Source organism: Micromonospora sp. NPDC004551 (assembly GCF_040609975.1).
Classification (GTDB): Bacteria; Actinomycetota; Actinomycetes; order Mycobacteriales; family Micromonosporaceae; genus Micromonospora.
Genome location: NZ_JBEXLM010000001.1, coordinates 259,341 through 281,332, shown reverse-complemented (window position 1 = coordinate 281,332; position 21,992 = coordinate 259,341). Strand labels below are relative to the sequence as shown.

At 71.4% G+C, this 21,992-nt stretch carries 19 protein-coding genes and 1 pseudogene; 1 reads left to right on the top strand and 19 read right to left on the bottom strand.

What is annotated here, in order from left to right; all coding sequences use genetic code 11:
- The first annotated feature begins 140 nt into the window (after window positions 1–140).
- Window positions 141–1,343: an MFS transporter gene (locus ABZW14_RS01420; RefSeq protein WP_355337961.1), complete on the top strand. Its 1,203-nt coding sequence runs from the start codon at window positions 141–143 to the stop codon at window positions 1,341–1,343.
- Between the two features lie 89 nt (window positions 1,344–1,432).
- On the opposite strand, the gene ABZW14_RS01415 is transcribed toward ABZW14_RS01420, so the two are convergent.
- From ABZW14_RS01415 to ABZW14_RS01325, 19 genes and pseudogenes are all read right to left on the bottom strand, one after another.
- Entirely contained in the window at window positions 1,433–2,515 is a 1,083-nt protein-coding gene (locus ABZW14_RS01415; RefSeq protein ID WP_355337958.1) for a polyprenyl synthetase family protein, read from the bottom strand.
- 87 nt (window positions 2,516–2,602) lie between these two features.
- Window positions 2,603–4,156 (bottom strand): NADH-quinone oxidoreductase subunit NuoN, encoded by a 1,554-nt coding sequence (gene nuoN / locus ABZW14_RS01410; RefSeq protein ID WP_355337955.1) that lies wholly within the window; start codon window positions 4,154–4,156, stop codon window positions 2,603–2,605.
- Complete coding sequence (locus ABZW14_RS01405) at window positions 4,153–5,685, bottom strand: NADH-quinone oxidoreductase subunit M (protein ID WP_355337952.1); 1,533 nt, start codon at window positions 5,683–5,685, stop codon at window positions 4,153–4,155. Before ABZW14_RS01405 ends, nuoN begins: the two co-directional genes overlap by 4 nt.
- Window positions 5,686–5,749: 64 nt before the next feature.
- Window positions 5,750–7,711, bottom strand: a complete 1,962-nt coding sequence (nuoL, locus tag ABZW14_RS01400) for an NADH-quinone oxidoreductase subunit L (protein WP_355337949.1) — start codon at window positions 7,709–7,711, stop codon at window positions 5,750–5,752.
- Between the two features lie 7 nt (window positions 7,712–7,718).
- Window positions 7,719–8,018 carry an NADH-quinone oxidoreductase subunit NuoK gene (nuoK, locus tag ABZW14_RS01395; protein WP_355337946.1) on the bottom strand — a complete coding sequence of 100 codons (300 nt, stop codon included), beginning with the start codon at window positions 8,016–8,018 and terminating at the stop codon, window positions 7,719–7,721.
- The gene (locus ABZW14_RS01390; RefSeq protein WP_355337943.1) at window positions 8,015–8,785 is read right to left on the bottom strand and encodes an NADH-quinone oxidoreductase subunit J; all 771 of its coding nucleotides are present in this window, start codon (window positions 8,783–8,785) and stop codon (window positions 8,015–8,017) included. The genes nuoK and ABZW14_RS01390 overlap by 4 nt, the downstream gene beginning before the upstream one ends.
- Window positions 8,782–9,423: an NADH-quinone oxidoreductase subunit NuoI gene (gene nuoI / locus ABZW14_RS01385; protein ID WP_091261226.1), complete on the bottom strand. Its 642-nt coding sequence runs from the start codon at window positions 9,421–9,423 to the stop codon at window positions 8,782–8,784. The genes ABZW14_RS01390 and nuoI overlap by 4 nt, the downstream gene beginning before the upstream one ends.
- A gap of 1 nt (window position 9,424) precedes the next feature.
- Window positions 9,425–10,780 carry an NADH-quinone oxidoreductase subunit NuoH gene (gene nuoH / locus ABZW14_RS01380; protein WP_355337940.1) on the bottom strand — a complete coding sequence of 452 codons (1,356 nt, stop codon included), beginning with the start codon at window positions 10,778–10,780 and terminating at the stop codon, window positions 9,425–9,427.
- Window positions 10,777–13,263: an NADH-quinone oxidoreductase subunit G gene (locus ABZW14_RS01375; RefSeq protein WP_355337937.1), complete on the bottom strand. Its 2,487-nt coding sequence runs from the start codon at window positions 13,261–13,263 to the stop codon at window positions 10,777–10,779. The genes nuoH and ABZW14_RS01375 overlap by 4 nt, the downstream gene beginning before the upstream one ends.
- Entirely contained in the window at window positions 13,263–14,579 is a 1,317-nt protein-coding gene (gene nuoF, locus ABZW14_RS01370; protein ID WP_355337934.1) for an NADH-quinone oxidoreductase subunit NuoF, read from the bottom strand. Before nuoF ends, ABZW14_RS01375 begins: the two co-directional genes overlap by 1 nt.
- Complete coding sequence (nuoE, locus tag ABZW14_RS01365) at window positions 14,576–15,532, bottom strand: NADH-quinone oxidoreductase subunit NuoE (protein WP_355337931.1); 957 nt, start codon at window positions 15,530–15,532, stop codon at window positions 14,576–14,578. Before nuoE ends, nuoF begins: the two co-directional genes overlap by 4 nt.
- Window positions 15,529–16,854 (bottom strand): NADH-quinone oxidoreductase subunit D, encoded by a 1,326-nt coding sequence (locus ABZW14_RS01360; RefSeq protein ID WP_355337928.1) that lies wholly within the window; start codon window positions 16,852–16,854, stop codon window positions 15,529–15,531. Before ABZW14_RS01360 ends, nuoE begins: the two co-directional genes overlap by 4 nt.
- Window positions 16,851–17,588 (bottom strand): NADH-quinone oxidoreductase subunit C, encoded by a 738-nt coding sequence (locus ABZW14_RS01355; protein WP_355337925.1) that lies wholly within the window; start codon window positions 17,586–17,588, stop codon window positions 16,851–16,853. Before ABZW14_RS01355 ends, ABZW14_RS01360 begins: the two co-directional genes overlap by 4 nt.
- Complete coding sequence (locus ABZW14_RS01350; protein WP_355337922.1) at window positions 17,585–18,262, bottom strand: NADH-quinone oxidoreductase subunit B family protein; 678 nt, start codon at window positions 18,260–18,262, stop codon at window positions 17,585–17,587. Before ABZW14_RS01350 ends, ABZW14_RS01355 begins: the two co-directional genes overlap by 4 nt.
- Before the next feature lie 14 nt (window positions 18,263–18,276).
- Window positions 18,277–18,642 carry an NADH-quinone oxidoreductase subunit A gene (locus tag ABZW14_RS01345; protein WP_073834101.1) on the bottom strand — a complete coding sequence of 122 codons (366 nt, stop codon included), beginning with the start codon at window positions 18,640–18,642 and terminating at the stop codon, window positions 18,277–18,279.
- Between the two features lie 122 nt (window positions 18,643–18,764).
- Window positions 18,765–20,039 (bottom strand): geranylgeranyl reductase family protein, encoded by a 1,275-nt coding sequence (locus ABZW14_RS01340; RefSeq protein ID WP_355337919.1) that lies wholly within the window; start codon window positions 20,037–20,039, stop codon window positions 18,765–18,767.
- Window positions 20,040–20,173: 134 nt separating this feature from the next.
- Window positions 20,174–20,392 (bottom strand): hypothetical protein, encoded by a 219-nt coding sequence (locus ABZW14_RS01335; RefSeq protein ID WP_091261244.1) that lies wholly within the window; start codon window positions 20,390–20,392, stop codon window positions 20,174–20,176.
- 75 nt (window positions 20,393–20,467) lie between these two features.
- The gene (locus ABZW14_RS01330; RefSeq protein WP_355337916.1) at window positions 20,468–21,178 is read right to left on the bottom strand and encodes a demethylmenaquinone methyltransferase; all 711 of its coding nucleotides are present in this window, start codon (window positions 21,176–21,178) and stop codon (window positions 20,468–20,470) included.
- Window positions 21,179–21,273: 95 nt separating this feature from the next.
- Window positions 21,274–21,770, bottom strand: a pseudogene (locus tag ABZW14_RS01325) (cell wall anchor protein); the annotation flags it as partial.
- Window positions 21,771–21,992: the final 222 nt, after the last annotated feature.

Genomic DNA, 21,992 nt, shown 5'->3' with positions numbered 1-21,992 from the left:
CCGGGGACTTACACCATATGAAAAACAGCCCGAGTGCGAAATGCCTGTTCGTATCGAGGATGCCAGATCACCGGGCACAGACAGTGCACCGACAGACACGATGAGCTGCCGAAACGTGGTCGGCGTAGGTTTGCCGGACCATGACCGAAACCGTTCTGCATCCCGCCCCGCCCGCGCCCCGGCACACCGTCCGGGTCAACGCGGGCGCGATCGCCACCACGATCGCCTGCGTCCTGCCCGTCTTCCTGCTCGGCGGCCTCGCCGTGCAGATGGGCGAGGACCTCGGCTTCACCCCGGCCGGCCTGGGCCTGGCCGTCTCGGTCTACTTCGGGGTCAGCGCACTCGCCTCGGTGCCCTCCGGCGCCCTGGTCGAGCGCTTCGGGCCGGCCGTCGTTGCCCGCGCCGGCATCCTGCTCTCCGCCGGCTCCCTGCTGGCCGTGGCGGGGCTGGCCCGGTCGTACCCGGTGCTGGTGGCGCTGCTCGCGCTCAGCGCCGCAGCGAACGCCCTGGGCCAGCTCGCCAGCAATGCCGCGCTGGCCCGCCACGTGCCCGCCCACCGGCAGGGGCTCTCCTTCGGGGTGAAGCAGGCGGCCATCCCGATCTCCACCCTGCTGGCCGGCGCGGCGGTGCCGACCGTCGCGCTGACCGCCGGCTGGCGCTGGGCGTTCGTGGTGGCCGCCGTGGCGGCGCTGGCCGCGCTGCCCGCCGTACCCCCGGCTGAGCGGGACCGGGTCCGGCGCGCCACCGGCCAGGCGGGCCGGGCCACGACGCCGCTGGTCGTGGTCGGGGTGGCGGCGACCCTGGCGGCCGCCGCGGCGAACGCGCTGGGCACCTTCGTGGTCGACTCGGCGGCCGGCCGGGGGCTGTCGCCGGCGCTGGCCGGGCTCACCCTCACCCTGGGCAGCGCGGTCTGCGTGGTGGCCCGGGTGGGCGCCGGCTGGCTGGCCGACCGCCGGGAGACCGGGCACGTCGCACTGATCGCCGGGATGCTGGTGGTGGGTGCGGTGGGCCTGGTCCTGCTCGCGGTGGCCGGCCCGGTGCCGCTGGTCGCCGGCGTGGTGCTCGGCTTCGGCCTCGGCTGGGCGTGGCCCGGGCTGATGAACTTCGCCGTGGTCCGGCTCCACCCGCAGGCTCCGGCCGCCGCCACCTCGATCACCCAGACCGGGGTGTACGCGGGCGGCTGCCTCGGCCCGCTCGGCCTGGGCACGCTCGCCGACACGGCCGGCTACCCGACGATGTGGCTGGTAGCGGCGACCGCCATGTTGCTGGCCGCCGCCCTCATGCTGCTGGGCGCCCGCCTCCTGTCCCGTGGGCCCGCCCCGGCCATCTCCCGGTGCTCATGAGGTTGGCGGCACCCCGCGAGATCGGCTCCGCCGCCAACTTCATGATCGACCAGCATGGCCGCCCGAGGGGGCGGGTGGGGCGGAGTGGGTCAGCTGGTGCGGTCGGCGATGTAGTCGCAGAGGGATTCGAGGGCGCGGCGGGCCGGGCCCTCGGGGAGCGGGGCGAGGCGGGCGCGGGCGTCCTCGGCGTAGCTGCGGACGGTCTCCCGGGCGCGCTTGAGCGCCGGGGACTCGCGGAGCAGGGTGAGGGCCTCGGCGTGCAGGGCGTCGTCGACCAGCGGGCCGGTCGCCAGGATCTCCCGCAGCCGGACGCTTGCCGCGTCGGAGTCGTCGGAGGCGAGCGCGTAGAGCACCGGCAGGGTCGGCACGCCCTCGCGCAGGTCGGTGCCGGGCGTCTTGCCCGACTGCACCGACTCGCTGGCGATGTCCAGCAGGTCGTCGGAGAGCTGGAAGGCCACCCCGATGATCTCTCCGTAGCCGGCCAGCGCCTCGACGTGCTCGGGGGACGCTCCGCCGAACATGCCGCCGAAGCGGGTCGACGTGGCGATCAGCGAGCCGGTCTTCTCGGCGATGACGTGCAGGTAGTGCGCGACCGGGTCGGCGCCGCGCGGGCCGACCGTCTCGGCGATCTGCCCGTGTACCAGGCGGGCGAAGGTGCGCGCCTGGAGGCGTACGGCCTCCGGGCCCAGGTCGGCCGCGATGTCCGCGGCGCGGGCGAAGAGGTAGTCGCCGACCAGGATGGCCACCGAGTTGGTCCAGCGGGAGTTGGCGCTCGGGGCGCCCCGCCGCACGGCCGCCTCGTCCATGACATCGTCGTGGTAGAGCGTCGCCAGGTGGGTGAGCTCCATCACCACGGCGGCCGGTACGACCGGCGCGGCGTCCGGGTCGCCGAACTGGGCGCCCAGGGCCACCAGCAGCGGGCGGAACCGCTTGCCACCGGCCTCGACGAGGTGCCGGGCGGCCTCGGTGACGAGCGGGTCGGCGCTGGCCAGGTTGGCCCGCAGGTCGACCTCGACCCGCTCCAGGAGGCCCAGCACGGACGCCTCGACACGCGGATCGACGAGGTGCAGTCCGAGCGCGCCGAACTGACCCGTAGCCTCCGGGCCCGGACGACCGCCCGGCCCGGTGGCACCTGAACGCTCGCCAGCCGGAATCACCACGCCATCAACCATGCCACACCCGTTCGACCTGCCCAGCGAGGGGGATACGGACCGGGGGCCGGCACGCCACGTCGTACCGGCCCCCGGGTGGAACTCGGGTCATCGCACGAATTCGGCGGCACCGTTGGCCAGGTCGAGCAGGGGCGCCGGGGCGACACCCAGGACCAGCGTGGCGAGCACGCCGATGACCAGCGCGGCCGAGGTGAGCGCGCCCGGCACGGTGACCGTCGGGGTGGCGTCGCCCGGCTCGGAGAGCCACATCATCACGACGACCCGCAGGTACGGGAAGGCCAGCACCATGCTGGTCAGCACGCCGGCGATCACCAGCCAGGCCTGGTTCGCGTCCAGCGCCGGGGCGAAGACGGCGAACTTGCTGGTGAACCCGCTGGTGAGCGGGATACCGGCGAAGGCCAGCAGGATGAACGTGAAGATCGCCGCGAAGAACGGCGACCGGCGGCCCAGCCCGGCCCAGCGGGACAGGTGGGTGGCCTCGCCGTCGGCGTCCCGGACCAGGGTCACCACGGCGAACGCGGCGAGCACCGAGAAGCCGTACGCGACCAGGTAGAACATCGTGCCGGAGAGCCCCTCCTTGCTGGGCGCCAGCACGCCCACCAGCAGGTAGCCCGCGTTCGCGATCGACGAGTACGCGAGCAGCCGCTTGATGTCCGTCTGGGTGACCGCCAGCACCGCGCCGACCAGCATGGTCAGCACCGCCACCGCACCGAGGACCGGGGTGAAGTCCCAGGAGGCGCCGGCGAAGGCGACGTGGAAGACCCGCAGCAGGGCGCCGAACGCGGCGACCTTGGTGCAGGCGGCCATGAAGCCGGTCACCGGGGTCGGCGCGCCCTGGTAGACGTCCGGGGTCCACACGTGGAACGGGGCGGCCGCGGCCTTGAAGAGCAGGCCGATGGCGAGCAGCGCCATGCCGGCGAAGAGCAGCACCGGGCTGGACGAGGACTCGGCCACCGCGGCATGGACGGTGGCGAAGTCGACGCCCGCGCCGCGGCCCGGGATCCCGGCGGTGAAGCCGTAGATCAGGGCCACGCCGAACAGGAAGAACGCCGAGGCGTACGCACCGAGCATGAAGTACTTCAGCGCGGCCTCCTGGCTCAGCAGCCGCCGGCGGCGGGCCAGCGCGCAGAGCAGGTAGAGCGGCAGCGAGAAGACCTCGAGCGCGATGAACATGGTCAGCAGGTCGTTCGCGGCCACGAAGATCAGCATGCCGCCGATCGCGAAGGTGACCAGCGGGTACACCTCGGTGGTGCCGCCCGTCCCCTCGGCCTGCCGCCGGTCGTCGGCGGACTCGGCGGTGACCGCGGCCTGGGCCACGAAGGCCCCGCCCCGCTCCACCGTGCGCTCGCCCACCAGCAGCAGGGCCATGGCGGCCAGGATCAGGATGGCGCCCTGGAGGAAGAGCGTCGGCCCGTCCACCGCGATGGCCTGGCCGGCGGTGATCAGCCGGTCGTCGGCGTTCAGGATCACCATGGTCAGCGCGGCGAGCACCGCGAGCAGGGCCAGCGCGAGCTGCACCGCGTTACGCAGGCGGCGCGGCACGAACGCCTCGACCAGGACGCCGACCAGGGCGGCGCCCAGCATGATCAGGATGGGAGCGAGCGCCGCGTAGTCGATCGACGGCAACTTCAGCTCGGTCATTTCGCGGCCTCCTGGACGCTACCGACCTCCGGGGCGGGATCGGTCCGACCCACGTCCTGCATGGTCGCCTTCACGGCGGGGTTGATGACATCGGTGACCGGCTTGGGGTAGAAGCCGAGCAGCACGATCAGCGCGATCAGCGGGGCGACCACGACCTTCTCGCGCAGGCTGAGGTCCCGGCGCATGCCGTCGACCTCGGTCAGGGCCGGGTTGAGGGTGCCCTGGGTGGTGCGCTGCACCATCCACAGCACGTAGGCCGCGGCCAGGATGATGCCGAGCGTGGCGATCACCGCGACCGGCTTGTTCGTGGTGAACGTGCCGATCAGCACCAGGAACTCGGAGACGAACGGCGCCGTGCCGGGCAGCGCCAGCGAGGCGAGACCGGCGAAGAAGAGCACACCGGCGAGCACCGGCACCAGCTTGCCCGCGCCACCGAAGTCGCTGATCAGCGCCGAGCCCCGGCGCGCGATCAGCATGCCCACCACGAGGAAGAGCAGGCCGGTGGCCAGGCCGTGGTTGAGCATGTAGAGCACCGCGCCAGTGCCGGCCTGGGTGGTGAAGGCGAAGATGCCGACCCCGATGAAGCCGAAGTGCGCGATCGAGGTGTACGACACCAGCCGCTTCAGGTCGTTCTGCCCGACCGCCAGCAGCGCGGCGTAGATGATGCCGATGACGCCGAGCGCCAGCGCCCACGGGGCGAACCACCTCGACGCCTCGGGGAACAGCGGCAGGCAGTACCGCAGGATCCCGAAGGTGCCGACCTTGTCCAGCACGCCGACCAGCAGCGCCGCGGCGCCGGCCGGGGCCGCGCCACCGGCGTCCGGCAGCCAGGTGTGGAACGGGAAGAACGGCGCCTTGATCGCGAACGCGAGGAAGAAGCCGAGGAACAGCCAGCGGGCCGTGTCGGTGGCGAACTCGGCCTGGCTGAGCGCCTGCCAGTCGAAGGTCTTCCCGCCGACCACCCAGAGGCCGATCACCGCGGCCAGCATGAACAGGCCGCCGACCAGGGAGTAGAGGAAGAACTTGACCGCCGCGTACTGCCGCTGGTGGCCGCCGTAGCTGCCGATGAGGAAGTACATCGGCACCAGCATGACCTCGAAGAACACGTAGAACAGGAAGACGTCGGCGGCGGCGAAGACGCCGATCATCGTGCATTCGAGGATGAGCAGCAGCGCGAAGTAGACCGGCACCGAGCGCTTGGACGACTCGGCGTCGTGCCAGGACGCCAGGATCACCAGCGGCACCAGGATCGCGATCAGCATCAGCATGACCAGCGCGATGCCGTCCACCTCGAAGGTGAAGTTGACGCCCCAGTTCGGGATCCACGCGTACGACTCGCGGAACTGGAACCGGTCGCCGTCGGCCTGGAAGGCGATCCACATGGCCACCGACAGCACCAGCACCAGCAGCGACCAACCGAACGCCACCAGCTTGGCCAGGTCCGGGTTGCGCCGCGGCAGCAGGGCCACGATCAGGGCGCCGACCAGCGGTGCCACGGTCAGCACCGAGAGGAACGGGAAGTTGGACATTATTCGGCCTTACCTCCGTCGTGACTGCGTGGCCCGCCGGCGGGGGCGGCCGCGTTGAGGTCGATCACGCCAGCCACCCCGCCTGCACCGCCAGGAACGCCGCCACCACGAGCAGCGCGCCGGTCAGGATCGAGGTCGCGTACGACCGCACGAAACCGGTCTGCAGCCGCCGGAGCCGGCCCGAGCCACCGCCCACCGCGGCGGCGAGGCCGTTGACCAGCCCGTCGACGCCCCGGTTGTCGAGGAAGACCAGCGCCCGGGTGAGGAAGATGCCCGGCTTCTCGAAGACCGCCTCGTTTACGGTGTCCGTGTAGAGGTTCTTGCGGGCGGCGGTGACCAGCACGCCGGCCGGCTGCGGCTCGGTGGCCGTGCCGTTGCGGAACAGGAACCAGGCCAGCCCGGCGCCGAGCACGGTCACCAGCACCGAGAGCGCGGTGACCAGCCAGTGCGCGAGGACCGGGGCGTGCTCCGCGTGCTCACCGCCGAGGCCGGCGGTCGCCTCCAGCCAATCCGGCACGGTGGTGGCCATCAGGCCACCGGCGGCCACCGAGCCGATCGCCAGCAGGATCAGCGGGATGGTCATCAGCTTCGGCGACTCGTGCGGGTGCTCGATGTCCTCGGTCCACCGCTTCGGCCCGTGGAAGGTGAGCACGAAGAGCCGGGTCATGTAGAACGCGGTGAGCCCGGCGCCGAGCAGCGCGGCCATGCCGAAGAGCCAGGCCGTCCAGCCCTCCCGCTCGAACGCGGCCGCGATGATCGGCTCCTTCGAGAAGTAACCGGAGAGCGGCGGGATGCCGATGATGGCCAGCCAGCCCGTCATGAAGGTCAGCCAGGTGACCTTCATGTACTTCGACAGGTTGCCGAAGCGCCGGATGTCCACCTGGTCGTTCATGCCGTGCATGACCGAGCCGGCGCCCAGGAACATGTTGGCCTTGAAGAAGCCGTGCGCCAGCAGGTGCACGATGGCCAGCGCGTACGCCGCGCCGCCCAGGCCGACGCCGAGGAACATGTAGCCGATCTGGCTCACCGTGGACCAGGCCAGCACCCGCTTGATGTCGTCCTTGGCCGCGCCGATGACGCACCCCATGAGCAGGGTGATCGCACCGACGCTGACCACCACGAGCTGGAGGGTGTGGTTCGCCGAGAAGATCGGGTTGGAGCGGGCGATCAGGTAGACGCCCGCGGTGACCATGGTGGCCGCGTGGATGAGCGCGGAGACCGGGGTCGGGCCCTCCATGGCGTCCGGCAGCCACGCCTGGAGCGGGAACTGGCCGGACTTGCCGGTCGCGCCGAGCAGCAGCAGCAGGCCGAGCACCAGCACCGTGGTCGAGGTCAGCGAGCCGACCCCGTTGAAGACCTCGTCGTACTGGGTGGTGCCCAGCATGGCGAACATGACGAAGATGCCGATGGCCAGGCCGGCGTCGCCGACCCGGTTCATGAGGAACGCCTTCTTGCCGGCGGTGGCCGCGCTCGGCCGGCCGTACCAGAAGGAGATCAGCAGGTACGACGCCAGACCGACGCCCTCCCAGCCGAAGTAGAGCATCACGTAGTTGTTGCCGAGCACCAGCAGCAGCATCGCGGCGACGAACAGGTTGAAGTACCCGAAGAACCGCCGCCGGCCCTCGTCGTGCGCCATGTACTCGACCGCGTAGAGGTGGATCAGGAAGCCCACCCCGGTGATCAGCAGTACGAAGACCGCGGCCAGCGGGTCGAAGAGCAGACCGAAGTCCACCTTGAGGTCGCCGACCGTGATGAACTGCCAGAGGCTCTGCTCGACCTGCTTGTTCTCCAGGCCACGGAGCTGGAAGAAGTAGGTCAGGCCGAGCACGAAGGCGGCCCCGATGGCCGCCACGCCCAGCCAGTGGCCCCAGCGGTCCGCCCGCTTGCCGAGCAGCAGCAGGATCGCCGCGCTCACCAGCGGGATGGCCACCAGCAGCCAGACACTGCCCAGAAGCCCATCCGCCGTCGCGAAGGCGACGGTCCCGGCCGGTTCGGCCTGGGCGAACGTCAGAATCTTCTCCACCACGAGCCCCTCAGTACTTCAGCAGGTTGGCGTCGTCGACGCTCGCCGAGCGTCGGGTCCGGAAGATCGACATGATGATGGCGAGCCCGACCACGACCTCGGCCGCGGCCACCACCATCACGAAGAACGCCATGATCTGGCCGTTCAGGTCACCGTTGATGCGGCTGAACGTGACCAGCGTCAGGTTGGCCGCGTTGAGCATCAGCTCGACGCACATGAACAGCACGAGCGCGTTGCGCCGGATCAGCACGCCGACGGCGCCGATGGTGAACAGCACCGCCGCGAGGATCAGGTAGTAGTCCGGGGTCATTTCTCCGTCCCCTTCAGCGAGGTCTCCTCGGCCGTCAGCTCGCGCACCGGCATGATCTCCGGGATGCTGCGGTCGGTCAGCCGGCCGTCGGGCAGGCGGGCCGGGGTGGCCACCGAGGACGACGTGGCGAAGACGCCCGGGCCGGGCTTCGGGCCGGGGTAGTTGCCGGGGCGGAACCGCGCCTTCATGGTGGCGATCTGGTCCATCCGGTCCTCCTTGCGCCGCTCCACGTGCGCCAGCACCATCGCGCCCACCGCCGCCGTGATGAGCAGGGCGGAGGTCAGCTCGAAGGCGAAGACGTACTTGGTGAAGAGCAGCCGGGCGATGCCCTGCACGTTGCCCTCGGCGTTCGGCTGGTCCAGTCCGACGGCCTGCACGCCCTCCAGCGCCCGGTAGAGCCCGGAGCCGACCAGGCCGGCGAACCCGAGCCCGAGCACCACCGCGGCGACCCGCTGGCCGCGCAGCGTCTCGATCAGCGAGTCGGAGGAGTCCCGGCCGACCAGCATCAGCACGAACAGGAAGAGCATCATGATGGCGCCGGTGTAGACGATGATCTGCACCATGCCGATGAACGGCCCGGCCTGGAGCACGTAGAACACGCCCAGGCAGAGCATGGTCAGCACCAGCCAGAGCGCCGAGTGCACGGCGTTGCGCGCCCAGACCATGCCGATGGCCCCGATCAGGGCCAGCGGGGCGAGGATCCAGAAGGTGACCTCCTCACCCCCGGACACCTGGCCCGCCGCGGCGAGCACCGTCTGCGAGGTCATGCTCCTGCTCCCTTGCCCGCCTCGGCCCGCTGCGCGGCCTGCTCGGCGCCGGGGAAGGTCACACCGGGGTGCTCCTCCACCTGGTACCGGCCCGGGCCCATGGGCGAGTGCTCGGCGCCGGCCGAGGTGCCCGGGTTCGTCAGCCCGCCGACGTAGTAGTCCTTCTCGCTGTCGCCCAGCCGCATCGGGTGCGGCGGCTGCTCCATGCCCGGCAGCAGCGGCGCCAGCAGCTGCTCCTTCGTGAAGATCAGGTCCTGCCGGTTGTCCCGGGCCAGCTCGTACTCGTTGCTCATCGTGAGCGAACGGGTCGGGCAGGCCTCGATGCAGAGCCCGCAGAAGATGCACCGGGCGTAGTTGATCTGGTAGACGCTGGCGTACCGCTCACCCGGGGAGAAGCGCTGCTCCTCGGTGTTGTCGCCACCCTCCACGTAGATCGCGTCCGCCGGGCAGGCCCACGCGCACAGCTCGCAGCCGATGCACTTCTCCAGCCCGTCCGGGTGCCGGTTGAGGATGTGCCGCCCGTGGTAGCGCGGCGCCGAGACCGGCGGCTTGAACGGGTAGTCGGTGGTGACGACCTTCTTGAACATGTGCGAGAAGGTGACCCCGAAGCCCTTGAACGTTCCGGTGATCGCGCCCACGTCACACCTCCCCTGACTCCGAGCCGGCGACGACGTTGGCCGGCTCCCGCTCGGCGACCACGCGCTTGGTACGCGGGCTCGGCGGAACCTGAAGATCCATCGGCGGCAGCGGGAAGCTGCCGTGCGGACGGCTGTTCACCTGCTCCTGGAGCGGCACCTTCGGCGCCTTCTTCCGGCTCGGCCAGAACAGCGTGGCCAGCAGCAGCACGCCCGCGCCGATGGCGGTGGCGAGCAGCCGGTCCCGGGTCTGCCAGTCCTCGATCGAGCGGAGCCCGCTCAGCACCAGGATCCAGACCAGGTTGATCGGCAGCAGGACCTTCCAGCCGAAGCGCATGAACTGGTCGTAGCGGAGCCGGGGCAGGGTGCCCCGCAGCCAGACGAAGACGAAGACCAGGGCGATGACCTTGCCGAAGAACCAGAGCATCGGCCACCAACCCGAGTTGGCGCCCGACCAGAGGGTGATCGGCCAGGGGGCCCGCCAGCCACCGAGGAACAGCGTGGTGGTGACCGCGGACATGGTCACCATCGAGACGTACTCGGAGAGCATGAAGAGCGCGAACTTGAGCGAGCTGTACTCGGTCATGAAGCCCGCGACCAGCTCCGACTCCGCCTCGGGCAGGTCGAACGGCGCCCGGTTGGTCTCGCCGACCATGGCGATGAAGAAGATGATGAAGCTGGGCAGCAGCAGGATCGCGTACCAGCCCGGTGCCGGGATCTGCTGGCCGGCGATGGTGAGCTGGGTGGCGTCACCCTGGGCGGCCACGATCCCGCTGGTCGACATCGTGCCGGCGGTCATGAACACCGCCACGATGCTCAGGCCCATGGCGACCTCGTACGAGATCATCTGGGCGCTGGACCGCAGGCCGCCGAGCAGCGGGTACGTCGAGCCGGAGGCCCAGCCGCCGAGCACGATGCCGTAGATGCCCATCGAGGAGCAGGCGAGGATGACCAGCACCGCCACCGACACGTCGGTGACCTGCAGCGGCGTGTGGTGGCCGAAGATGCTCACCATCGGGCCGAACGGCACCACCGACAGCGCGGTGACCGCGCAGATCACCGAGATGGTCGGCGCGAAGAAGAAGACGACCTTGTCGGCGGCACGCGGGAGGATGTCCTCCTTGAAGGCCATCTTCAGGCCGTCGGCGAGGGTCTGCAGCAGGCCGAACGGGCCGGCCTGGTTCGGGCCGGGCCGCACCGCCATGCGGCCGACCACCCGGCGCTCGAACCAGACGCCGAGCAGCGTGGCCAGCAGGCCGAAGGCGAACGCAAAGACGATCTTGATGAGGACCAGCCACCACGGGTCCTTGCCGAAGTCGGCCAGCGTCGGGTCCTGCGCCGCGAGGATGACGGGGTTCACTGGACACTCCCGGTGTTGAGGAGCGGACCCGGCCGGGCGGCCACGTCCGCGGCGACCGCCGCGGCCGAGACCTGCACGACCTCGCCGGACGCCGCGCCGAGGCTGCGCCGGACGGTCGAGCCGGGTGAGTTGGTCGGCAGCCAGACGACGCCGTCCGGCATCTCGGTGATCGCCGCCGGCAGGGTGACCGCGCCGCGGTCGGTGCCGACGGTCACCGGGTCACCGTCCGCGACGCCGAGCGCCTCGGCGGTGCCCTTGCCCAGCCGGACCACCGGCGGGCGGGCGGTGCCGGCGAGGTGCTCGTCGCCGTCGGTGAGGCTGCCCAGGTCGAGGAGCTGGTGCCAGGTCGCCAGCACGGCCTCCCCGGCGCCGGGCTGCGGCACGTCGGCCGGCTCGATGGACGGGGCGGACGGCCGGTCGACCCGGGTCGGCGGCAGCGCGCCCAGCTCCCGGCGGACGCTCTGCACGTCGCCGGTGCCGAGCCGCACGTCGAGCTGCGCGGCGATCGCGTCGAGCACCCGGCCGTCGGTCATCGCGCCGGTGTCGAGCACCTTCTCAAAGGTGCGCAGGCGGCCCTCCCAGTCCAGGAAGCTGCCGGCCTTCTCGACCACCGGCGCGACCGGGAAGACCACGTCGGCTCGGCGGGCCACCGCGCTCATCCGCAGCTCCAGGCTGACCAGGAACGGCACCGCGTCCAGGGCCTGCTCGGCCAGGCGCGGGTCGGCCAGGTCGGCCGGGTCGACGCCGGCCACCACGAGGGCGCCGACCTGACCGTTGGCCGTGGCCGCGAGGATGCCGTCGGTGTCCCGGCCGGCCTGGCTCGGGATCACCCCGGCCGGGATGTCCCACGCCTCGCCCAGCTCGGCACGGGCGGCCGGCTCGGTGACCACGCGGCCGCCGGGAAGCAGGTTGGGCAGGCAGCCCGCGTCGACCGCGCCGCGGTCGCCCGCGCGCCGCGGCACCCAGGCCAGCTTCGCGCCGGTACGCCGGGCCACGTCCGCCGCGGCGGACAGGCCGCCGGGCACCGCGCCCAGCCGCTCGCCGACGATCAGGACGGCGCCCGGCTGGCTCAGGGCCTCGGCCACCGTGGCGTGCTCGGCCAGCACGCTGGCCTCCTCGCCCGGCACCACCCGGGCCAGCTTGGCACCGAGCTTCTCCAGGCCGCGGGTCGCGAACGGCGCAAGCGCGTACACGGTGAGCTTCTTCTTCAGGTACGCCTTGCGCAGCCGCAGGAAGAGGATCGGGCACTCCTCCTCCGGCTCCAGGCCGACCAGCACCACGGCGGGCGCGTTCTCCACGTCCGCGTAGGTCACGTCGGTGACCCCGGCGACGCTGCTGGCCAGGAAGTCGGCCTCCTCGCGGGAGACCGGGCGGGCCCGGAAGTCGATGTCGTTGGTGTGCAGTGCGACCCGGGCGAACTTCGCGTACGCGTAGGCGTCCTCGACGGTGAGCCGGCCGCCGGTCAGCACCGCCGTGCCCTGCCCGCCGTCCCGGGCGGCGCGCAGCCCCTCGGCGGCCCGGGTCAGCGCCTCGCTCCAGGACGCCTCACGCAGCTCGCCGGTCTTCCCGTCCCGCACCAGCGGGGTGGTGAGCCGGTCGAAGGCGCGGGCGTACTGGAAGCCCCAGCGGCCCTTGTCGCAGTTCCACTCCTCGTTCACCGCCGGGTCGTCGCCGGCCAGCCGGCGCAGCACCTTGCCGCGCCGCCAGTCGGTGCGCTGGGCGCAGCCGGCCGCGCAGTGCTCACAGGCGCTGGGGGTGGAGACCAGATCGAACGGGCGGGCCCGGAACCGGTACTGCGAGCCGGTCAGCGCGCCCACCGGGCAGATCTGGACGGTGTTCCCGGAGAAGTAGGAGTTGAACGGGACGTCGCCCGCGTCCTCCCCGGACTCCACGCCGTACGCATCGTCCCGGTAGATGTTGATCTCCTCGGCGGACGACCGGCCCATCAGGTCGATGAACTTGTCGCCGGCGATCTCCTCGGAGAACCGGGTGCAGCGCTGGCAGAGCACGCAGCGCTCGCGGTCGAGCAGCACCTGCGTGCTGATCGGCAGCGGCTTCGGGTACTCCCGCTTGTGCTCGTGGAACCGGGAGTCGGTGCGGCCGGTGGACATGGCCTGGTTCTGCAGCGGGCACTCGCCGCCCTTGTCGCACATCGGGCAGTCCAGGGGGTGGTTGAGGAGCAGCAGCTCCATCACCCCCTCCTGGGCCTTCTTCGCGACCGGCGAGGTGAGCTGGGTCCGGACCACCATGCCGTCGGCCACGGTCTGGGTGCAGGAGGCGACCGGCTTGCGCTGACCCTCCACCTCCACCAGGCACTGCCGGCAGGCGCCGGCCGGGGCCAGCAGCGGGTGGTCGCAGAACCGCGGGATCTCGGTGCCCAACTGCTCGGCGACCCGGATCAGCAGCGCCCCCTTGGGGGCGGTGACCTGGACGCCGTCGATGGTGAGGGTGACGGTCTCGGTCTGCTTGGCTACGTCGGTCATCAGTGGGCTCCCACCAGCTGCTTCTCGGAGAGCTTCGGCGCGGTACGTCCCTCGATGTAGTCGAGGTAGTCCTGCTTGAAGTACTTCAGCGACGAGGTCACCGAACTGGTCGCACCGTCACCCAGACCGCAGAACGAGCGGCCGAGGATGTTGTCGCAGGTGTCGAGCAGGGTGTCCAGGTCCTCGTGAGTGCCCTGGCCGGCGAGGATCCGGCGGTAGACCCGGACCATCCAGTAGTTGCCCTCGCGGCACGGGGTGCACTTGCCGCACGACTCGTGGTGGTAGAACTCCAGCCACCGGTAGGTCGCGTACACCGGGCAGTCCTGGTCGGAGAAGATCTGCGTGGCCGTGGTGCCCAGGATCGAGCCGGCCGCCGCCACCCCCTCGAAGTCCAGCGGCACGTCCAGGTGCTCGGCGGTGAGCAGCGGCGTCGACGAGCCGCCCGGGGTCCAGAACTTCAGGTTGTGCCCGGGCTGCATGCCGCCGGCCAGCTCGATCAGCTCGCGCAGGGTGATACCCATCGAGCACTCGAACTGGCCGGGGTTGGCGATCCGGCCGGAGAGCGAGTAGATCATCGGGCCGGACGACTTCTCCGTGCCCATGGTCTTCCACCAGTCGGCGCCGCCCAGCACGATGTACGGCACGCTCGCGATGGTGCCCACGTTGTTCACGACGGTCGGGCTGGCGTACAGGCCGTGGGTGGCCGGGAACGGCGGGCGCAGCCGGGGCTGTCCCCGGAAGCCCTCCAGCGAGTCCAGCAGCGCGGTCTCCTCGCCGCAGATGTACGCCCCGGCGCCGGAGTGCACCACCAGGTCGAGGTCGAAGCCGCTGCCCTGGATGTTCCGGCCGAGGTAGCCCTTGGCGTACGCCTCCTGCACGGCGCTGCGCAGCCGGCGGGCGGCGTGCACGGCCTCGCCGCGGATGTAGATGTAGGCCCGGTTGGCGCGGATCGCGTACGAGGCGATGATGACGCCCTCGACCAGCGAGTGCGGGTCGTGGGTCATCAGCGGCAGGTCCTTGCAGGTGCCCGGCTCGCCCTCGTCGGCGTTGACCACCAGGTAGTGGGGTTTGCCGTCGCCCTGCGGGATGAAGCCCCACTTGAGACCGGTCGGGAAGCCCGCGCCGCCACGGCCGCGCAGCCCGGAGTCCTTGATGAGCTGGATCAGGTCGTCCGGGTGCGCCTTGAGCGCCTTGCGCAGGGCGGCGTAGCCGTCCAGCTTCTCGTAGGTGCCGATCCGCCAGGCGTCCGGCGACAGCCAGCGCTTGGTGAGCACCGGCGTCAGCTTGGCCAGCGTCTCCGGCCGAGGAGCGGTCACTTCTGGACCCCCGTTTCGCTCGCGACCGCCGGGCCCGCGCCGTTGGCGCCCGCCCCGGCCTCCGCTTCCTTGAGGTTGCGCTGCTGCGCCCCGGCCTCGTCGCCGGCGGGCTTGCCGTCGGTGGCGGGCGGGTTGGCCGCCGCACCGGCGGACTCCGCCGCCTGCGCGTCGCGGGGCGCCGGGGCGGTGGTGTCCGCCGGGACCTTGGCCGGGGCCGGCGCGGCGGCCTCGGCCTTGGCCTTCGCCTCGGCGGCGGCCTTGTCGGCCTCGGCCTTGCTGCGGATCGGGGTGTTCGGGTCGAAGCCCGGCACCGAGATGCCGTGCTGCTCGGCCAGCCGCAGGCCGCGCAGCGTCGCCTCGCCCGGCCCGCCGTCGGCCACCGCGCCGTCCCGCTCGTCGCCGAAACCGGCGAGCTGGACGGCCATCTCCTTGAGGGTGCAGAGCCGGGCGCCCCGGGTCGGCATCGGCCGGCCGCCCGCCCGCAGCTCCTCCACCACGCCGAGCGCGCCCTGCGGGTCGACGTTGTCGAAGAAGTCGTAGTTGACCGTCATGACCGGCCCGTAGTCGCACGCCGCCAGGCACTCGGCGTGCTCCAGGGTGATCTTCCCGTCCGCGGTGGTCTCGTCGTGCCCGACGCCCAGGTGCTCGGCGAGGGTGTCGTAGACCTCCTGGCCGCCGAGCACGTTGCACATGGTGTTGGTGCAGACGCTGACCAGGTAGTCACCGGTCGGCTTGCGCTTGTACATGGTGTAGAAGGTGGCGACCGCGCCGACCTGCGCCTTGTTCAGGCCGAGCACCTCGGCGCAGAACTCGACCCCGGCCGGGGAGACGTACCCCTCCTCGGACTGGACCAGGTGCAGCAGCGGCAGCAGCGCCGAGCGGGACCGGTCCGCCGGGTACCGGGCGATGATCTCGCGCGCCCGCTCCCGGGTCTCTTCAGTGAAAACGGTCATCGGTCACAACCACCCATCACGGGGTCCAGCGAGGCGCCACCGGCGATCACGTCGGCGATCAGGCCACCCTCGGCCATGGCCGGAAGGGCCTGGAGGTTGACGAAGCTCGGCTCCCGGTAGTGCACCCGGTAGGGCCGGGTGCCGCCGTCGGAGACCGCGTGCACGCCCAGCTCGCCGCGGGGCGACTCGATGCCGACGTACACCTGGCCCGGCGGGACCCGGAAGCCCTCGGTGACGAGCTTGAAGTGGTGGATCAGCGACTCCATCGACTGACCCATGATCTTGGCGACGTGCTCCAGCGAGTTGCCCATGCCGTCGACGCCGATGGCGAGCTGCGCCGGCCAGGCGATCTTCCGGTCGGCGACCATGACCGGGCCCGGCTTGAGCCGGTCGAGGGCCTGCTCGACCAGCTTCATCGACTCGCGGATCTCGGCGAGCCGGACCACGTAGCGGCCCCACACGTCACCGTCGGTGTGCGTCGGGACGTCGAACTCGTACGTCTCGTAGCCGCAGTACGGCATGGTCTTGCGCAGGTCCCAGGCGAGGCCCGCGGAGCGGAGCACCGGGCCGGTGACGCCGAGCGCGAGGCAGCCGGTCACGTCGAGCACCGCGACGTTCTTGGTGCGCTCGGTCCAGATCGGCTGGCCGGAGAGGAGGTCCTCGTACTCCTTGAGCTTCTTCGGCAGCAGCTTCAGGAAGTCGCGGATCTTGACGATCGCCTCGTCCGGCACGTCCTGCGCCACACCGCCCGGCCGCACGTACGCGTGGTTCATGCGCAGGCCGGTGATGGTCTCGAAGATGTCGAGGATGTACTCCCGCTCGCGGAAGCCGTACAACATCATGTTGATCGCGCCCAGCTCCATGGCGGTGGTGGCCAGCCAGACCAGGTGCGACGAGATCCGGTTGAGCTCCATCATCAGCACCCGGATGGTGGTGGCCCGCTCGGTGATGTCGTCGGTGATGCCGAGCAGCTTCTCCACCGCGAGCGCGTAGGCCGTCTCGTTGAACAGCGGGGAGAGGTAGTCCATCCGGGTCACGAAGGTCGAGCCCTGGACCCAGTTGCGGTATTCGAGGTTCTTCTCGATGCCGGTGTGCAGGTAGCCGACGACTGAGCGGGCCTCGCGGACCGTCTCGCCCTCCAGCTCCAGGATCAGCCGGAGCACGCCGTGCGTGGACGGGTGCTGCGGACCCATGTTGACGACGATCCGCTCGTCGTTGATCGGGTCGGTGCCGGAGACGACCTGGTCCCAGTCCCCACCGGTGACGGTGAAGACCTTGCCCTCGGTGGTCTCGCGCTCGGTCGCGTAGTTCGACGTCGTCACTGGTAGGACCTCCTCCGGTCCGGCGGCGGGATCTCGGCGCCCTTGTACTCCACCGGGACGCCGCCCAGCGGGTAGTCCTTGCGCTGCGGGTGCCCCTCCCAGTCGTCCGGCATGAGGATCCGGGTCAGGTTGGGGTGGCCGTCGAAGACGATGCCGAACATGTCGTACGTCTCCCGCTCCTGCCAGTCGGCGGTCGGGTAGACGGCCGTGACGCTCGGCAGGTGCGGGTCCTGAGCGGAGACCGCGGCCTCCAGCCGGACTCGCCGCCGGTAGGTCATCGAGGTGAGCAGGTAGACCACGTGCAGCCGGCGCTCGTCGGCGCCCAGGTAGTCCACTCCGGACACCGACGAGCAGAGCTCGAACCGGAGCGCGAGGTCGTCGCGCATCACCTGGCAGACCTCGGCGATCCGCTCCGGGCGGACGTGCAGGGTCAGCTCACCCCGGTCGACCACGACCTTCTCGATCGCGTCACCGAAGGCCGGGTACGCCTCCTCCAGCGCGTCGCGGACCTCGTCGAAGTAGCTCCCGTACGGCCGGGCGGCCTCCTCGACGGGCTTGCGCTGGCGGACCAGGCCGCCGAAGCCGGAGACGTCACCGGTGCCCTGGTTGCCGAACATGCCGCGCCCGGCCTGGCTGGCCGGCGGGTACTCGGCCGGGGCGCCGCTGGTGGCGCCGGCCGGGGTGGTCGGTACCGGGACGCCGCCGTCGTTGTTCCTGTCGTTCGGTGCCGTCACTTCGGGCCCCCCTGCGCCTGGAGGTGGTTCTGCGCCTTCATCCAGTTCTCGATCCGCAACTGCTCCTCGCGTCCCTCGCGGACCGCCTTGGTCCACTCGGCGCGCCGGGCCTTGTCGCTGCGGTACGACGACGGCATCGAGCCGTACGGCACCACGGGCACGTCGCCGCGCTCCTTGCGGGCCTCCAGCATCTTGCGGCCGTTCGGGCCCAGCGGCTCATACATGATCTTCTCGCGGAGCTTGAGGATCGCGTCGATGAGCATCTCGGGCCGGGGCGGGCAGCCGGGGAGGTACATGTCGACCGGGACGACGTGGTCGACGCCCTGCACGATGGCGTAGTTGTTGAACATGCCGCCGCTGCTGGCGCAGACACCCATGGAGAGCACCCAGCGGGGCTCGGCCATCTGGTCGTAGATCTGGCGCAGGACCGGGGCCATCTTCTGGCTGACCCGGCCGGCCACGATCATCAGGTCCGCCTGGCGCGGCGAGGCCCGGAAGACCTCCATTCCCCACCGGCCCATGTCGTAGTGCGGGCCACCGGCCGCCATCATCTCGATCGCGCAGCAGGCCAGGCCGAAGGTGGCGCCCCAGACGGACGTCTTCCGCGACCAGTTGACCAGCTTCTCGACGGTGGTGAGCAGGACGCCGGAGGGAAGCTTCTCCTCGATGCCCATCTGCCGTACCTCCCTCAGTCCCAGTCCAGGCCGCCGCGCCGCCAGACGTAGGCGTAGGCGACGAAGACCGCGACGATGAACAGGACCATCTCCACGAAGCCGAAGATCGGCAGGGCGTCGAAGGAGACCGCCCAGGGGTAGAGGAAGATGATCTCGATGTCGAAGACGATGAAGAGCATCGCCGTCAGGTAGAACTTGATCGGGAACCGGCCGCCGCCGACGGGCTGCGGGCTCGGTTCGATGCCGCACTCGTACGCCTCGAGCTTGGCCTTGTTCAGACGCCGGGGGCCGGCGAATCGGGCGGCGGCCACGGAGAACAGCGCGAACCCCGCGGCGAGGGCGAACAGCCCGATGATCGGTGCGTAAGGAGAGAGCGTCATCGTTGTCCCCTGCTCGTCCTTCCCTGACCTCGGTGGTTGGCGAAAATCACACTATTCACGTCCCTCACGACCTCGGCGGCGGGGGTCGATCTTTGTCGGTCCCGGGGCCCGGGACCGGTGGTCTACACGGCGGGTGCCACCCTGGTCATCGCGTTGATGACCCGGTCCATGGCGTCCCCGCCCCGGGGGTCGGTCAGGTTGGCCAGCAGCTTGAGCACGAAGCGCATCAGCATCGGGTGCGGCATGCCGTGCTTGGTGGCCATCCGCATGACCTCGGGCCGGCCGATGAGCTTCACGAAGATCCCGCCGAGCCGGTAGTAGCCGCCGAAGCGGGCCTTCAGCTCCTGCGGGTACGCCAGCAGCGCCCGCTCCCGCTCGGCGCCGGCCGGGCGGGCGAGCGCCTGCACCGCCACCTCGGCGGCCAGCTCGCCGGACTCCATGGCGTACGCGATGCCCTCGCCGTTGAACGGGTTGACCATGCCGCCGGAGTCGCCGACCAGCAGGACCCCGCGGGTGTAGTGCGGGACGCGGTTGAAGCCCATGGGCAGCGCGGCGCCGAGGATCGGCCCCTCCGCGTTGGCCTCGTCGGTCATCCCCCAGTCCTCGGGGGTGTTGGCCAGCCAGTCGGTGAGCAGCCGCCGGTAGTTCGTCTTGCCGAAGGCCGAGGAGGAGTTGAGCACGCCCAGGCCGACGTTCACGCGGCCGTCGCCGAGGCCGAAGATCCAGCCGTAGCCGGGCAGCAGCGCCTCGCTGCCCTTGGCCCGCAACTCCAGCCAGGACTCCAGGTAGTCGTCGTCGTGCTTGGCGGGCGAGCGGTAGTAGCGGCGGACCGCCACGCCGATCGGCCGGTCCTCCCGCTTGGCCAGCCCGAGGGCGAGCGGGAAGCGGCCGGAGACGCCGTCGGCGGCGACGACCAGCGGCGCGTGGAAGGTGGCGGGCTCCTTGTCCGGGCCCACCTCGGCCTGCACCCCGATCACGCGATCGTCGGCGTCGAGCACCGGAGTCAGGACGTTGACGCTGGTCCGCAGCTTCGCCCCGGCGGCGACGGCACGCTGGGCGAGCAGGTCGTCGAAGTCGAGCCGGGTCCGCACCAGGCCGTAGTTGGGGAAGCTGGCCAGGTCGGGCCAGTCCAGTTCCAGGCGTACGCCGCCGCCGATCACCCGGAGGCCCTTGTTGTGCAGCCAGCCGGCCTCGGGCGAGGTGTCCACGCCCATCCGGATGAGCTGCCGCACGGCCCGGGGGGTGAGCCCGTCGCCGCAGACCTTCTCCCGGGGAAATTCGGTCTTCTCCAGCAGCAGCACGCGTACGCCGTGCCGCGCCAGGTGGTACGCCGTCGCCGATCCTCCGGGACCGGCGCCCACGACGATGACGTCGGCGTCGTTCTCCACCGCGGTCATCCGCGCCTCCTCCCGCATGCTCGTGAAATGCTTCACAAGCCGATCGGGTTGGAGTCTATGACCGGCGTTACACCTGTATGCGCTGAGGGGGGCCTAACTCGCAGAATCCGGCCGGCGGGGGTCCGGACGAGCGCTCAGGAGCGGGCGGCGGTGGCCGGTCCCAGGCCGGCGTCGAGCCGGATCGCCTCCGGCAGGTGGTCGCGCAGCGCGCCGCCGGCCGCGCGGTCGAGCGCGGCCAGCACCTCGGCGACCACCTGGCGGACGTCGGCGGGGTCCGCACCGGCCAGCTCGCGGAGCTGGGCGATCAGTTCGGCCGCGTCGTCGTCGGTGGTCGCCTGGTCTGGTCCCGTCATGGGGGCGAGCCTACGGGACAAAGTAGACCTAAAACGGATATTCACGAAAAGGCCGGGTCAATGCCGGCCGGCGCGTCAGTCCCGGATCGCCCGGTGCAGCGCCACGACGCCGCCGGTCAGGTTGCGCCAGGCGACCCTGCCCCACCCGGCCGCGCCGATCCGCGCGGCCAGCGCCGGCTGGTCCGGCCAGGCCCGGATCGACTCGGCGAGGTAGACGTAGGCGTCGGGGTTGCTCGACACCCTCCGCGCCACGGCCGGCAGCGACCGCATGAGGTACGACAGGTAGACCGTGCGGAACGCCGGGTTGACCGGGGTGCTGAACTCGCAGACCACCAGCCGGCCGCCCGGGCGGGTGACCCGGGCGAACTCACGCAGCGCCGCGTCGGTGTCGTTGACGTTGCGCAGCGCGAAGGAGATGGTGACCGCGTCGAAGCTCGCGTCGGCGAAGGGCAGCCGCAGGGCGTCCCCGGCCAGCAGCGGCACCCCCGGCCGGGTGCGCTTGCCGGCGTGCAGCATGCCGAGCGACAGGTCGGCGCCCACCGCGTACGCCCCGGAGTGGGCCAACTCCTCGGTCGAGACGCCGGTGCCGGCGCCCACGTCCAGCACCCGCTCACCGGGCCGAAGCCCCAGCGCCGCCCGGGTGGCCCGCCGCCAGAACCGGTCCTGCCCGAAGGAGAGCACGGTGTTGGTCAGGTCGTAGCGGGCGGCCACGCCGTCGAACATCGCGGCGACCTCGTGCGGCTGCTTGTCCAGGCTGGCGCGCTGGCCCTGCGGGGTACGGCTCACCCCTCCACTCTGCCAGCCGGCCCGCGCCCCGCTCCTCCCGGGTACGCGAAAGGGCGGGGTGGTCACCCACCCCGCCCCGCCGCTGTCCAGGTCGGTCAGTCGTCGGTCCGCTCGTCGGTCGGCGTGACGAGAACCACCTTCCGGCGGTGCGAGAGCACCAGCAGCACCCCGCCGGCCAGCAGGATGGCCGCGCCGATCCCACCGATCAGCCCGACCTGCACACCGGTCACCGGCAGGCCGCCGCCGGCACCGCCGCCGCGCCCACCACCCGGGGTCGCGGACACGCTCGGCCGGCCGGCCGGCCGGCCGGGTCCGGGGTGGGCTCGGCCGACAGGTCCACGAAGGCCTCGAAGATGGTGTGGTCGTCCAGCCCGTCGACCTCGGCGAGAGTGCGCCGCTGCGCCGGGCCGGCGGCCCTGGGCGTCGCCTCCGGCGTGCCGTCGGCACCGTCCAACCCGTACGCGAGGAGGTCGCCCTCGTGCAGCACCGGCTCGGTGACGTCGGCGCCGACCCGCACCGTGACGGCCGCGGTGTAGTACTGGCCTGGCGGGATCACCACGCCGTCGTCCTCGCAGAGCGCCTGGGCCTTGCCGAGGATCTCCTGCCGCGCGCCGTCGACCCCGGGGTGAGGGACGTATCGATGGTTGCGGAACGAAGGGACGCTACCGGAGCGACGTCGCGACGCGCCAGAACCCCGATCCGGAATTCCTCCGTCCTCTCCGGAGACACAGACAGCAGGGGCGGGATGGTGACCCATCCCGCCCCTGCTGCCGTGCGTTATGTGAACGACCCTCGCGGGCCGATGGAGGACGAC